Here is a 13,065-nt window from a genome sequence, read left to right as displayed (position 1 = left end):
GACGCTCAGGCAAGACGGAATCCGAGCCCCTCAAAGGTTCTCATTCGTGCCATAAATCTCGACTCCTTGTTCAGTTGTTGTAGTAGACAGCACCGGGTCCGCAAAGTCCGCGATCGCAGAGAGTACGTCGGCAAACGCTGCAGGGAGTTCGCCGTCACGATGTGATCGGGAGCGCCACGCGTGGTATTTCTGCTGAGCGCGTTCGTTCATCGGCGCGAGCATAGGCAGCAATGGTGCAAGTGTGACCTTGCGGTACTCAGCGACGGTCTCGATCGATGTGCGGAGTGCGTCCGCGTTGACGGAGTGGAGTCGGGTGAGAACGTAGATGTCAGCGAAGTCGCGCCAGCGAGTGTTGGCGACGCCGCGGTCGATGGCGGTGACGATCTTCTCGGCGAGCACCATCGTCAGCGGGTATCCCAACAGCGTCACGGGCGGGAGACCGAGATCCGTGACACGAGGCAACTCAATAAGCTGAGGTGCTGGCCAGATAGGGTCGCCGAAGTTCACGTCCATTCCGACGGTCAGCCGGGCAGTGCCGAGCGTTGCTATGAGCTTGACCCGAACCCCGGCGTACTCGTCCTCGTCACGAATCGTTGTCGCAGTGACGCTCGCGGGATCGAACACGAGCCCGTCGGCAAGCTCTAGCCTCGCGATCGCGCGGACGCGCTCGGCGACGTCGTCAGGGTCGTCGGTGAGCCGCGTTGCCTGCAGATCGATATCCTTCGTCGGGCGGCGTGCTGCGAAAGCGGCAAGCAGCACGCCGCCTTTCAGCACGAAGTCATCGCGGTACTCAGAGATCGCAATGCGCGCCAGCAGCCCTTCGAGCGCGTACAGGGTCATCAGCTCCTGCACGTCTCCGCCGGATTGTCGGGCGAGTTTTCGGAGCGCGATGGTCGCGTCGCCCGCCGGAGTCCCGTGCTGCGGGTTTGGACTCATAACAGAACCTCCAAGGCTTGCTGGATCGCGGGGCGCGCCTTCGGGAAGTCCTCGGCCATCGTGAGCAGCGAACCGGGGCTGTTGCCGCGCCCGCGCAACCACTGCTTGAGCGCACCGAGGGCGAGGTCGCTGCCCCATGCGTGACGCAGGCGGAACAGGTCGATGAGGGTCCGCTCGGCGGAGTAGAGACCGATGGTAGATCCATCCGGTAACGCGTGCTCGGTGCGGCCGATGCTGAACGTGTCGGCGTCGAAGCGGTGCCAGGAGATGGGTGCGTGGCGGACGGTAACCGGCTGTGTGCCGCGCGGGATGGCGATATCACTTCGGGCAGGAATCTCGTCGGTCAGCTCATGCAGCGACAGCGCCGTTAGGAGACACAGCGTGGCGTCGGGTCTCTTAGCAGCGACGGCGATCCACGCTGCCGTTGTGTCGTCCGCGAGCCCTGATCTGAGGAAGAGGCCAGGAGCGATGCGCTCGAACTCACCGGACTCGATCAATCGGTCGAGGCCATACCGAGTGAGACCCTGTGTGCTCAGATCTTCGTAGCTCAGCAGATCGGGCAGCGTCGTGATGCCCATCATCACCTCCGTCCAGCAGAATCTGTTACAGATACAGCGTACCTGTAGTGATTTCTGTTGACCAGTATTGGTTTGATCCGCGTCGCGGTGACTGCCGCTGCCGAAGAAGACCACCGCCAGGCGGTCGGGTTTGGATAAAAACCGCACGCAACCGCGGCATGTGTGATCGGATTGTATCCATGAATGATCAGCTGAGAACGCCGGGGGCCGTCGTTCGCATCGAACGATGAGTCACGCTGCCTGCGTGGGGTTCACGATGCTCTTCGAAGAAGTACCGCCGCGATGACGAGTGAGCCCGCCTGCCAGTGCCGAGTCGAGGGCTGCCACTGTGACGGCGTCGCCGATCTCGCCGAGCACGGGATCGAACGCTGCGCCTGCTGCCTCGCCGACTGCCCTAACGTTCACGACGAGCCTGCCAGCGGGGTCCGAAACGGGGTCCTAAACCCCTCCGCGGGGTCCGAACGAGGTCGTATCAACCCGCGATAACCCGTAGACTGGTGGCCTAAGAACCGCATGAATACGAGGATCGAGCAGATTTGCGCGGGGCAACCCGGAGAGCCGGAGCTCGTCAGTTGTTCTTGGTTCGAGTGAAGATCTCCACGGCTCCTCAGCTACGCCGCCCCCGCATCCCGGCAGCCGCCACAGCCGCGGCGATGACGATGCCGGCGCCGACGAGGAGGGCGCCGCGGTAGCCCGCGTCGAGGAGCGGCACGACGGCGAGCGGGCCGGCGATCTGCCCCACGCTGTAGCCGGCGGTGAGGAGGGCGACGGCGCGCGGCGAGCCGAGCGCGCGGCCCTCCGCCAGCGACAGCGTCGTGATCCCCATGAAGGTCGCGCCGAACAGCGCCGCCGCCACCATCCCCGCCCACGCCTGCTCGATCAGCGCGGGCAGCGCGATCCCGACGGCCTGCAGGAGGAGTGCCGCGGCGACCAGCGTCGCGCGCGAGAATCGCGCGGCGAGCGACGTCCAGATCGCGCCCGAGGGGATGACCGCGAGCCCCACGACGGTCCACACGCTGCTGCTGAGGGGGCCCGCGTCGAGCGCGTGCACCGCCGCGACGAGGAACGTACCCGCGATGATGTATCCGGCGCCTTCGAGCGTGTACGACGCGAAGAGCAGGCCGAAGCGGCCCCGGTTCGCGGCGAGGGGAGCGCGCAGAGCGGGGCGAGCCGCGGGCGCCGCTGCGGCGTTCGCTCCGAGCCCAGTCGCCCCGGCGGCGAGGGAGGCCCCGGTGGGGGAGGCGCTTCCGTCGCCGAGCTTCCAGCCGAGCGCCAGGAGCACGGCCGCCAGAACCGTCGACGCCCACCAGGCTCCTCGCCATCCACCAGGCCCGGACCCGTCGGCGGGGACGAGTCCGACGAGCGCGACGAGCACCCCAGAGAGCGCGATGCCGACCCCGAGGCCGCCGTAGGCCCAGCCCACGAACTGCGGTCGCGCCTGCGTGAGCCGGGTGAGGATCGCATTCCCCGCGACGATGAAGACGAGCGCGCTCGCGACCCCCGCGACCAACCGGATCGCACACCACGCGAGGGTCCCCTGCGCGATCGTCATCGCCGGCAGCGAGAGGAGCAGCACGATCCCGCTCGCCCGCAGGGAGAGCTGCGACGTCCCGAGCCGCGGAGCCGCGATGCCGAGCAGCGCTCCCACGAGATACCCCACATAGTTCGCGGTCGCCACGAGCCCCGCGTGCTGGGCCGACAGTCCGGCTTCCGCCTCCATGAGCGGCAGGATCGGCGTGAAGACGAACCGCCCCACGCCGATCGCCGCTGCGAGTACGGCACCGGCCCGAACCGCGACGAGCCAGTCGGCCGTCTGCGGTGCGGGCCGCGGAGGAATCGCTGCGGACTGCATGAGGGTATCCACGCTACTCCGTGAACGTCACCGCCTGACGCGGGCGGGTGTCCACCGTCAGCGAGAACACGTCCGGTCTCGCGTAGTGACCGACCGGATCGAAGTCGAGATGGGAGCGGGTCTTCACCGAGAGATCGAGCTCGGCGTAGAGGATGGTCTCCTCGTCGAACACCGGCCCGGCGAGCACGGTCCCGGCGGGATCGATGATCACGCTGCCGCCGCGCATGAGGACGTCGCCGTGCGGCGCCTCGACGTCGATCGGGTGATCCGCCGGTAGATCCGCCCGTGTGAGGTACTGGCAGGCCGACAGCACGAACACCCGGCCCTCGATCGCGACGTGCGTCATGGTCGCCTGCCAGCTGGGGCGGTCGTCCGCGGTGGGAGCGCAGTAGAACTGCACCCCCTTCGCGTACATCGCCTGCCGCATGAGCGGCATGTAGTTCTCCCAGCAGATCACCGAGCCGACGCGGCCGAACGGTGCATCCATGGTGTCGAGCGTCGAGCCGTCGCCGAAGCCCCACACGAGACGCTCGGTGCCCGTGGGCATGAGCTTGCGGTGCGCGCCGGCGAGGCCCGTCTCCGGCGAGATCATGAGCGCCGTGCAGTAGAGCGTGTTGCCGAGCCGCTCGATCACGCCGATCACGACGTGCACCCCGTGCTCGGCGGCGGCCTGTTCGAGGCGCGGCACCTCGGGCCCGTCGAGCGCGATGGCCCCGGCGCTGTACCGCGCGTACTCCTCGCGACCGCGCTCGGTGCGGATCCCGATCGCCGCGCCGAAGGCGGTGCCCTTCGGGTACCCGCCGATGAACGCCTCGGGGAACACCGCGAGGTCCGCTCCGGCGGCGCCGACCTCGGCGATGAGCCGCTCCGCCTTCGTCGTCGCGGCCTCGGCGTCGAACGGGATCGACGCGCTCTGAATCACTGCGGCCTTCGTCATGGCCGGCTCCTTCCGTCGTGGGAATGCGCTGTGCGGGATCGGATGCGCCTCAGCCGTGCGAGATGTCGACGTCCTTCGTCTCCTTCAGCATCGGCCACAGCACGGCGAGGGCGACCACGGCCACCGCGATGACGTAGAACGCGGGGGAGACGAGAAGACCCGTGCCCGCCACGAGCGCTGCGGCGATGAGCGGCCCGGGGCCCGCGAGCAGGGCGTAGGCGACGTTGTAGCCGAGCGCAGAGCCCGTCGATCGCACCGAGGCGGGGAAGACCTCGACGAGCAGCACGTTGTTCATCACCGCGCAGCAGGCGACGAAGAACGAGAAGACCACGAGCCCGATGAAGGCGAGAGCGGGCACCCCGGTGTTCATGAGGAAGAACGCCGGCAGCGACCAGAGGATGAGGCCGATGACGCCGGTGAGGAGCACGGGGCGCCGCCCCACACGGTCGGAGAGCATGCCCACGAGCGGATTGAAGATGACGTACAGCACCATCGCGGCGCCCGTCGCGATGAGCGCGTCGATGCGGGGCATGCCCACGGGGCCGGTGAGGTGGTTGTTCGAGTACGTCACGAAGTAGTAGAGGCTCACGCCGAAGATGCCCGAGAACGCGAGGGTCATGATGAACGCGCGCACCTTGAGCCCGCGGCTCGTGGCCTCGACGGCCCCGACGGCGCGCTTGCGCTCGAGCTCCTGATACACCGGCGTGTCCTCGAGCTTGCGGCGGATGTAGACCGCCACGATCGCCATGACGAGCGAGGCGAGGAACGGCACGCGCCAGCCCCAGCTCGCCAGGGCCTCCTCGCTGAGCGCGGCGGTGAGCAGCGCGGCGACGATGGTGCCGACGAGGAATGCGAGGCCCGCGGTCGCGGTGACGAGGCTCGCGAACAGTGCGCGCTTGCGCTTCGGGGCGCTCTCGCCGATGTAGGCGGCGGCGCTCGTCCACTCGCCGCCGACCATCATGCCCTGCAGCAGGCGGAGGATCACGACGAGGATCGGCGCGGCGATGCCGATCGCCGCGTACGAGGGGGTGAGGCCGATGAGGGCCGTGATGATGCCCATGCTCAGCACCGTGATGATGAGGACCGTGCGGCGGCCGAACTTGTCGCCGATGGGCCCGAGGAAGAGCGCGCCGACCGGGCGGGAGACGAAGCCGACGGCGAACACGGCGAGCGAGGAGAGCATCTCGGCCGTCGGGTCGCCCGAGGGGAAGAACTGCGCGCCGATGATGGCGGCGAAGTAGCCGTAGATCGCGAAGTCGAACCACTCCATGAAATTGCCGATGCCGACGGCGGCGAGACGCTTGCGCTGCTCCGACTTCGGCAGGGTGAGCAGTTCGGTGTCGCTGCGGGGCGTCGCGGCCTGCGCGTCGCCCCGGTCGGGGGTGCTGGTCTCGGTGGACTGCATGAGTGAGCTCCTTCGGTCGCTTCGCAGCGTGTACGGATGACGACACCACTGTGTAACGAAGTGGAAACTTTGTCCAATTGATAATTATCATGCCTGATATGAATGTAATCGATTTGCGCCGTGTGGATCTGAACCTCCTGGTCGTCTTCCAGGCGCTCATGCAGGAGGCGAGCGTCACGCGGGCCGCGGTGAAGCTCAAGCTCAGCCAGAGCGCCGTGAGCGCGGCGCTCGCGCGCCTGCGCGCGCTGTTCGGTGATCCGCTCTTCGAGCGCACGCGGGCCGGAATGGTTCCGACGCCGCGCGCGCTCGCGATCTCGGCGAGGATCGGTCCGACGCTGACGTCCATCGCCGGGGTCATCTACGAGGACCCCGAGTTCGAGCCGACCCGGAGCGACCGGATCATGCACCTGGCGATGTCCGACGACCTCGAGCTCGTGCTCGCGCCGCGGCTCGCGCGGCTCAAGCTCGCCGAGCGCTGGAGGGTGGAGTTCGCGATCCACCAGACGAACAGCGCGCTCTGGCGGGAGAGCGTCGAGAATCCGCGCAACGACCTGACGCTCACGGTCACGCCGCGCACCCAGGGCGCGGACGTGCTCTCGGAGCCGTTCGCCTCGGGAGGGTACCTGTGCGTGTACAACCCGCGCCTGCTCCGCCTCTCGCAGCCCGTGACCTTCGAGGAGTACGCCGCCCTCGACCACGTCAGGGTCTCCTACGACGTGCAGCGCGGCTGGGTCGACGACCTCCTGGCGGCTCGCGGACACCAGCGCAAGATCCTCTGCGCCGTGAGTCATTTCGCCGGCCTCGTCTCGATCCTCTCCACGACGCCGGTGATCGCGACGATCCCCGAGCACGCGGCGCGCGCGCTGACCGAGCTCCTCGATCTCGAGCTCAGTCCGGTCCCGCTGCACGGCCCGCGCTTCACCATCTCGGCGCTGTGGAACGCCCGTGTCGATGGGACTCCGCAGCATCTCTGGCTGCGCGAGGTCCTCCAGGGGCTCGCGGCGGAGGTGTGAGCGCGTCGGAGTTGCGCCGCGCGGGATGACGGTATTACGGTAATCCCGAATGGAGGTGCCGGATGCTGGAACGACGAGCCGCGCCAGTGCGCGAACAAGCCGTGCAGGAGCTGCGGGCGCGCATCGTCCGGGGCGACTACGCCGCCGGTGAGCGCGTGAAGGAGCGGGAGCTCGGCGAGGAGCTGCAGGTCAGCAGGACGGTCGTGCGCGAGGCGCTGCGGCAGCTCGAGTCCGAGCGGCTCATCCGCATCGAGCCCCAGGTCGGGCCGATGGTCGCCGAGCTCACGGACGACCAGGCCAGGCAGCTCTACGAGGTGCGGGCGGCGCTCGAGGCGACCGCCGCCCGCCTCGCCGCCACCCAGGCGAGCGACGCGGAGATCTCCGCGATCTACGTGGCACTCGGCCACGTCTCGGCGAACCTCGAACCCGTCGATCGCCTGCTCGAGGCGAAGCACCGCTTCTACGAGGCGCTCATCGCCGCGAGCCACAACGCCATCATCGGCGAGCAGCTCGACAACGTGCAGTCCCGCATCAGTCAGCTCCGCCGGGTGACGCTGAGCACCCCGAACCGCGGGCCCCAGATGCTCGCCGAGCTGCGCGCCGTCGTCGAGGCGATCGCGGATCGGGATCCGGTGCGGGCGTACGACGCGAGCGTCGCGCACGTCGTCGCGGCCTCCCGCATCGCGCTCGGTCACCTCACGCCGACCGCGCTCGACTACTTGACGCCCCCGGCCCTGGCCGGAGCCGCCCCGACCCCAGCAGAGGAGACACCGTGACCCGCACCCTGTTCATCGGCCTCGGGAGAATGGGCCGACCGATGTCGGCGCATATCGCCGAGCGCTTCCCGACCGCCGTGCACGACGTGTTCCGGGAGGCAGTCGACGAGGTCGCCGCCCAGACCGGGGCGGAGCCCGTGTACGATCTCGCCGAGATCGAGGGGATCGGCACCGTCATCCTCATGCTGCCCACGAGCGCGCACGTCGAGGAGATCCTGCTCGGCGCAGCAGGCGGCGACGGCGACGGCCTGCTCGCGCGGCTCGACTCGGGCGCCCTCGTGATCGACATGGGCTCGAGCGTCCCCGCCAGCACCCAGAAGCTCGCGGCCGCCGCGGACGAACGCGGTATCGACTACGTCGACGGCCCTGTCTCCGGCGGCATCTCGAAGGCGGCCACCGGCGAGCTCACCATGCTCGTCGGCGGCGGCGATGCGGCGATCGAGCGGGCGAGGCCCTATCTCGAGGCCGTGGGGTCCACGATCGTCGTCGTCGGGGGCAGCGGCGCCGGCCACGCGGCGAAGGCGATCAACAATCTCGTCAGCGCCACGAACATCGCCGTCGCGAGCGAAGCGGTGCTCCGCGCGCAGGCCGCCGGCATCGCCCCCGAGCGCATCATCGACGTGCTCAACGCCTCGACCGGCATGAGCCAGGCGAGCCGGGTCAAGTTCGTCGAGCACATCCTGCCCGGCGGCTACGCGTCGAACTTCGCCTACGACCTCATGCTCAAGGACATGGGCATCGCGATGCAGATCGAGGTCCCCGAGGCGGCCTCCGAGCTCTCCCGCACCGCCTACCGGATCCTGAGCGAGGGGCGCGAGTCCCTCGGGGATCACCCCGACCACACCGAAATCGCACGAGTATACGAGCACCTCGCCGGTACTCCCATCACCCAGGAGGACGCATGACCGACACGACGACCCAGGCTCAGGAGTACATCGACGACATGGCCCGCAAGCGCGGCTACGTCCTCGACTACCACAAGGTCATGGCGAAGCAGGACTTCGACGTGCTGCAGGCGGCGAACGGGCTGGTCTCCGCCGCCTACCTCGATCAGCGCACGCTCGATCGCAAGACCAAAGAGCTCATCTTCATCGTCTCGCTCACCGTCATGCGCGCGGCGAAGGGGCACATCCAGTCGCACATCCGCGTCGCCCTCGATCTCGGGCTGACACCGACGGAGATCCTCGAGGCGATCGAGATCGCTCTGCCGGAGGCCGGCGTCGTCGCCTTCCAGACCGGCTTCGATGCGTGGAAGGAAGTCGTGGGTGCCGAGGGCATCGAACCCACGGTGACCGCGCACGAGGGCGGCACCGGCGCCTAGGCGCCGAACGCTCAGCACCCCGGCAGCACCCGACGAAGGACAGCAGTGGCACCCAAGACCTGGGAGATCCTGATCATCAAGCACGGCACCCGCGCCGCCCGGCGCAGCGACGTGTACATGAACTACGGATTCTACGGAGAACCGGACGACGCTTTCCGGCTCGACTACTATCTGTGGGTGCTGCGCAGCGGCGACGACGTCATCCACGTCGACACGGGCTACTCCGCGGCCGGTGCCGCCAAGCGGGGCAGGGAGGTGCTGATCGATCCGCTCGACGCGCTCGCGCGGATCGGTCTGCGCGCCGACGCGGGGAACCCCGTCGTCGTGACCCATGCGCACTACGACCACATCGGCAATCTCGGCGCGTTCTCGCGCTCGCCCGTGCACATCGCGCGCAGGGAGTTCGCGTTCTGGACGGGCGAGTACGCGACGCGGCCGCTGTTCGCGCACTACGGCGACCAGGAGGAGATCCGCGATTTGGTCCGCGCCCGCGCCGAGGGGCGTCTGCGCGAGTTCGACGAGCGGGTGGAGATCGCCCCGGGCGTCGAGCTCATCGAGGTCGGCGGCCACACGCCGGGGCAGCTGGTCGTACGCGTGGCGACCGAGATCGGTCCGGTGATCCTCGCGGCGGATGCCGCGCATTTCCACGAGGAGCTCGATCGCGACATGCTCTTCCAGTCCATGGCGGACCTGCCCCGCTCGTATGCGGCGCTCGACTGGCTCCGGTCCGCGCCGGCGGCCGCGATCGTGACCGGGCACGATGCGGGGGAGCTCCAACGCTTCGCACCGCTGGGGGAACCGCTGCCCGGTCTCGCCGCCGTCATCGGGGCGCGTCGTGCCTGAGCCGACCGCGGACGCCGCGGAGCTGCGGCGCCGTCTGCTCCGAGGCGCGGCCTCGCGCGAGATCGCGGCCCTCGGAACCGGTGCCCGGACCCGTTTCGCGCTTCGCGGGAGGGACTGGGGCGTCCTCCTCGAAGCCTCCGCGGAGGGGGTGCGGGGGCGTGCGGAGGATTCCGACGTCGCGCCCGAGTTCGCCCTCACCGGCGATGACGAGACCTGGTCAGCCCTCCTCGCCGAACGGCCCGCCGCCGGAACGCACAGCGTCGTCCATCTCGTGCGCACCGGGGCGATCGCCGTGTCGGGGGCGACGATCGCCTACGAGCGGAACGTCCATCTCGTGCGCGCGCTCATCGACGCGGCGCGCGGGGCCAGGGTGCGCAGCGACGTGGGCCGGCCGCTCGCGGCAGTCGGTCGCTACCATCGCATCACGACGTCGCTCGGCACGAGCGACGTCTACGTGGAGCGAGCCGGGAGCGGTGCACCGCTCCTCGCGTTCGCCACCGCCGGAAGCGAGACGAGTCAGTGGCACGGGGTGATGACGCACACCGACCTCACGGATCGTTGCGAACTCATCACCGTCGACCTGCCATGGCATGGCAAGTCCTCACCGGCCTGGGACGCCCCGGTGGGGAGCTATCGGCTCACCCCGGAGAGCTACACGGAGTTCATCGTCGCGGTCAGCGACGTGCTCGGGCTCCGACGACCCACGCTGCTCGGGGTCTCGATGGGCGGCGCCGCGGTCGTGCACGCCATCGCCACCCACCCCGAACGCTTCGCGGGCGCCGTGTCCTGCCAGGCGGGTCCCTCGGTCACGGCGCGGGCGAACGAGCACCTGCGCGGCACCCGGGTGAACCCTGCGCTGTTCATCCCCGAGTGGACCTACGGGCTCATGAACCCGTCGTCGCCCGAGCCCTTCAAGCAGCGCGTCTGGTGGGGGTACTCGTCGGGGGGCTTCGGGCTCTACGCCGCGGACATCGATTCCTACCTCGCCTGGAACCTGGCCGACGTCGAGCTCGGCCTGTCGCAGGGGTCGCCGCACATCGCCGTGCTCAGCGGCGCCTACGACACCAGCGTCCCCACGGCGCGCTCCCGGGAGCTCGCCGCGCGCATCCCGAACGGCTCGTTCGCCGAGATGCCCGAGCTCGGGCACTTCCCGCACGCCGAGCACCCCGAGGCCTTCGTGCGTCACCTGCACGCGGCCCTCGACCGCGTCGCGGCGGGCGACCCCGCGTAGCGCACCCTCATCGCCCGCCCGCATCCCGGTCGAGGCCCATGGCGAAGGCGCGGGCGGCCGGGCGCGCGAGCGGTGCGGCCGCGGCGGCGATGGCGGCCCGGAGCGCCGCCGCGGCAACGGGGGACCTGCCGCGGCCGAGCGCCGTGTCGAGGCCGGCGAGGCGCGCCGCGGTGCGCGCCGACGCGAGCCGCCGCCGCTCCCACCGCGCGAGCCGCCGCTCCGGTTCCGGATCGCCCTCGCGGCGGCGCAGCCAGGCGGCGAGCGCCGGCGCGAGCGTCGCCGCGTCGACGAGGCCGAGGTTCATGCCCTGTCCGCCGATCGGGCTCACCTCGTGGGCGGCGTCGCCGATCGCGATGATGCGCGCGGTCCGCAGGCGGTCGAGCAGCACCCGGCGGATCCCGAAGCCGCTCGCCGACTCGACGCGGGCGGCGAGCGTCTCCGAGCCCGTGCGCTGCGCGACGGCCTCCCCGAGACGGGCCGCCGCGGCCCGGGCGATCGGCGCATCGCCCCGGAATCCGGGGGGCCGTCCGCTCGCGGCGGTTCCCGGGGTGGCCGGATCGCGCTCCACCCGCCCGTCCCAGGCGACGAGCCGCCGCCCGCCGCCGGGCAGCGGGAAGGACTCGACGACCCCGGCGGCGGCGAGCGTCAGCACGGCGGTGCCGGCGGGCTCCTCGGGCGCGCTGGCGAGATCGGTCATGAGGTAGCGGTCGCCGTAGACCCGGCCGCGCGGGCGGAACGCCCGGGGGAGGAGCGCGCGCCCCGGCCCGCCCGCCGCGACGATCACGACGCGGGCTCGCAGCACGGCGATCCGGCCCGTCGGCGGCGTCGTCCCCGGCGCGGTACCGGCGGGCGGCTCTAATCGCGCCGGCACCGCCCCCGCGCCCACGATCGTCGCCCCCGCTCGGCCGCCGAGGCGCACGCGCACCGTCACCCCGGCCTCGTCCTCGTCGAGCGCGAGCACCTCGACGCCGAACACGGGCGGGGGCGCGGCTGCGGCGAGCGCCGCCTCGGTGGCGGCCTGGGGCGCCGCGGCGATGAACGGGAAGCGGCGATCGACCTGCGCGAAGGTCACGGCCCCGAGCCGCGGGCCCGCGCGCCCCGCCGACCGCGCCTCGCCGCGCCGGATGCGCACGGCCTCCGTCAGGATGCGCTCGGTGACCCCGCCGGCCTCGAGGGCGCGGAGCGTCGGCGGGTGCACGCCGATCGCTCGGCTGCCCGCCGCCCGGGTCTCGCGGCGCTCGAGCAGCAGCACATCGACGCCCGCGCGCGCGAGCTCCGCAGCCGCGCACAGCCCCGCGGGGCCGGCGCCGACGATGATCGCATCGTGCCCCGCGTGCACCGCCCCCGCGGCGCCCGCCGCGCCGAGAGCGCCGGGGCCCCCGGGACCCGGTGCGCCGTCCGCCATCCCGCCCCGCCTCACCGCACGGGCGCCGCGTCCCGGACCGCCAGCAGCCGGAACGCCGTCGGCTGCTCCGCCCGCCAGCCGGCCGGGAGCCGCGCCCCGAGCTCCGCGCGGGTGTAGCTCCGGCGGATGCTGCGCAGCCCGTCGATCCGGAGGAAGGTGCCGGGCGCGACCGGCGCCGCGAGCACGGCGAAGGCCGCGTACGCGGTCGTGCTGCGGGCGATGTCGGCGTGCACGCTCCGCCGCGAGGCGAGTGCCGCGGAGTCGACGAGCACCGCATCGAACGACGCGCGATCGAGGTGGTGCAGCAGATGGTTCGACACGACGACGTCGAAGCGCTCCCCGGCGATCGCGAGCTCCCGGCTGCCGAGCTTCCGGAACGCGACCCCGGGGAGCCGCGGGCCCTCGCGCGCGACGGCGCACGCCACGGGATCCGGATCGATGCCGAGCCCCTCGACGTCGAAGCCGTCGCGCCTGGCGAGGCGCACGAGCCGACGCAGCACGTCGCCGCCGCCGCAGCCGATGTCGAGGATGCGGCGGCGCCCGGACCCCGCCGCCAGCGCGGGCCGCAGCTGCGTGCGGTAGATCCGGCCCCAGCGCGAGACCGCATGGTTCACGGTCCAGAATCGCCGGAGCGTCCGACGGAGCCGCACGGGATCGCAGTCCGGGTCGTCCATCAGCTCGCGCAGCCCGTCCTCGCGCTCCGCGAGCGACACGACCGAGCCGCCGCGCGCGCCGCGGAGCCGATGCACGCCGCGCTTCCCACTCACT

13 protein-coding genes are annotated in these 13,065 nt (G+C 70.9%); 6 read left to right on the top strand and 7 right to left on the bottom strand.

All coding sequences use genetic code 11. From position 1 onward, the window contains the following. Window positions 1-30: 30 nt before the first annotated feature. The 5 genes from MUN78_RS09195 to MUN78_RS09175 form a co-directional block, all read right to left on the bottom strand. Window positions 31-840 carry a nucleotidyl transferase AbiEii/AbiGii toxin family protein gene (locus tag MUN78_RS09195; RefSeq protein WP_244725938.1) on the bottom strand — a complete coding sequence of 270 codons (810 nt, stop codon included), beginning with the start codon at window positions 838-840 and terminating at the stop codon, window positions 31-33. Window positions 841-932: 92 nt separating this feature from the next. Beyond that, window positions 933-1,514 (bottom strand): type IV toxin-antitoxin system AbiEi family antitoxin domain-containing protein, encoded by a 582-nt coding sequence (locus MUN78_RS09190; protein WP_244725937.1) that lies wholly within the window; start codon window positions 1,512-1,514, stop codon window positions 933-935. Between the two features lie 607 nt (window positions 1,515-2,121). After that, window positions 2,122-3,366 carry a YbfB/YjiJ family MFS transporter gene (locus MUN78_RS09185; RefSeq protein WP_244725935.1) on the bottom strand — a complete coding sequence of 415 codons (1,245 nt, stop codon included), beginning with the start codon at window positions 3,364-3,366 and terminating at the stop codon, window positions 2,122-2,124. Window positions 3,367-3,379: 13 nt separating this feature from the next. Then, on the bottom strand, window positions 3,380-4,303 hold the full coding sequence (locus MUN78_RS09180) for a carbon-nitrogen hydrolase family protein (protein ID WP_244725933.1): 924 nt from the start codon (window positions 4,301-4,303) through the stop codon (window positions 3,380-3,382). Between the two features lie 49 nt (window positions 4,304-4,352). Beyond that, complete coding sequence (locus tag MUN78_RS09175) at window positions 4,353-5,708, bottom strand: MFS transporter (RefSeq protein ID WP_244689316.1); 1,356 nt, start codon at window positions 5,706-5,708, stop codon at window positions 4,353-4,355. Window positions 5,709-5,806: 98 nt separating this feature from the next. Between MUN78_RS09175 and MUN78_RS09170 the strand changes: the two genes are divergently transcribed. The 6 genes from MUN78_RS09170 to MUN78_RS09145 all read left to right on the top strand — a co-directional run bounded on the left by MUN78_RS09170 (window position 5,807) and on the right by MUN78_RS09145 (window position 10,892). Further along, the gene (locus tag MUN78_RS09170) at window positions 5,807-6,721 is read left to right on the top strand and encodes a LysR family transcriptional regulator (RefSeq protein WP_244689314.1); all 915 of its coding nucleotides are present in this window, start codon (window positions 5,807-5,809) and stop codon (window positions 6,719-6,721) included. An 86-nt stretch (window positions 6,722-6,807) separates the two neighbouring features. Continuing rightward, window positions 6,808-7,497 carry a GntR family transcriptional regulator gene (locus tag MUN78_RS09165; protein ID WP_244725931.1) on the top strand — a complete coding sequence of 230 codons (690 nt, stop codon included), beginning with the start codon at window positions 6,808-6,810 and terminating at the stop codon, window positions 7,495-7,497. Then, on the top strand, window positions 7,494-8,402 hold the full coding sequence (locus tag MUN78_RS09160) for an NAD(P)-dependent oxidoreductase (RefSeq protein WP_244725930.1): 909 nt from the start codon (window positions 7,494-7,496) through the stop codon (window positions 8,400-8,402). The genes MUN78_RS09165 and MUN78_RS09160 overlap by 4 nt, the downstream gene beginning before the upstream one ends. Next, complete coding sequence (locus tag MUN78_RS09155; protein WP_244689308.1) at window positions 8,399-8,818, top strand: carboxymuconolactone decarboxylase family protein; 420 nt, start codon at window positions 8,399-8,401, stop codon at window positions 8,816-8,818. The genes MUN78_RS09160 and MUN78_RS09155 overlap by 4 nt, the downstream gene beginning before the upstream one ends. Window positions 8,819-8,863: 45 nt before the next feature. Next, a complete protein-coding gene (locus tag MUN78_RS09150; protein ID WP_244725928.1) occupies window positions 8,864-9,661 on the top strand; it encodes an N-acyl homoserine lactonase family protein in 798 nt (265 codons plus the stop codon). Further along, complete coding sequence (locus MUN78_RS09145) at window positions 9,654-10,892, top strand: alpha/beta fold hydrolase (RefSeq protein WP_244725926.1); 1,239 nt, start codon at window positions 9,654-9,656, stop codon at window positions 10,890-10,892. Before MUN78_RS09150 ends, MUN78_RS09145 begins: the two co-directional genes overlap by 8 nt. Before the next feature lie 7 nt (window positions 10,893-10,899). Here the strand turns inward: MUN78_RS09145 and MUN78_RS09140 are convergent, their stop codons facing one another. Then, the gene (locus MUN78_RS09140) at window positions 10,900-12,297 is read right to left on the bottom strand and encodes an FAD-dependent monooxygenase (protein ID WP_244725924.1); all 1,398 of its coding nucleotides are present in this window, start codon (window positions 12,295-12,297) and stop codon (window positions 10,900-10,902) included. An 11-nt stretch (window positions 12,298-12,308) separates the two neighbouring features. Beyond that, window positions 12,309-13,064, bottom strand: coding sequence for a methyltransferase domain-containing protein (locus MUN78_RS09135; protein WP_255821003.1), 756 nt, complete (start codon window positions 13,062-13,064; stop codon window positions 12,309-12,311). Window position 13,065 lies beyond the last annotated feature (1 nt).

It is taken from the genome of Leucobacter allii, from assembly GCF_022919155.1.
Taxonomy (GTDB): domain Bacteria; phylum Actinomycetota; class Actinomycetes; order Actinomycetales; family Microbacteriaceae; genus Leucobacter; species Leucobacter allii.
The sequence above is the reverse complement of the archived record's forward strand: the minus strand, read 5'-3'. Positions and strand labels throughout refer to the sequence as shown.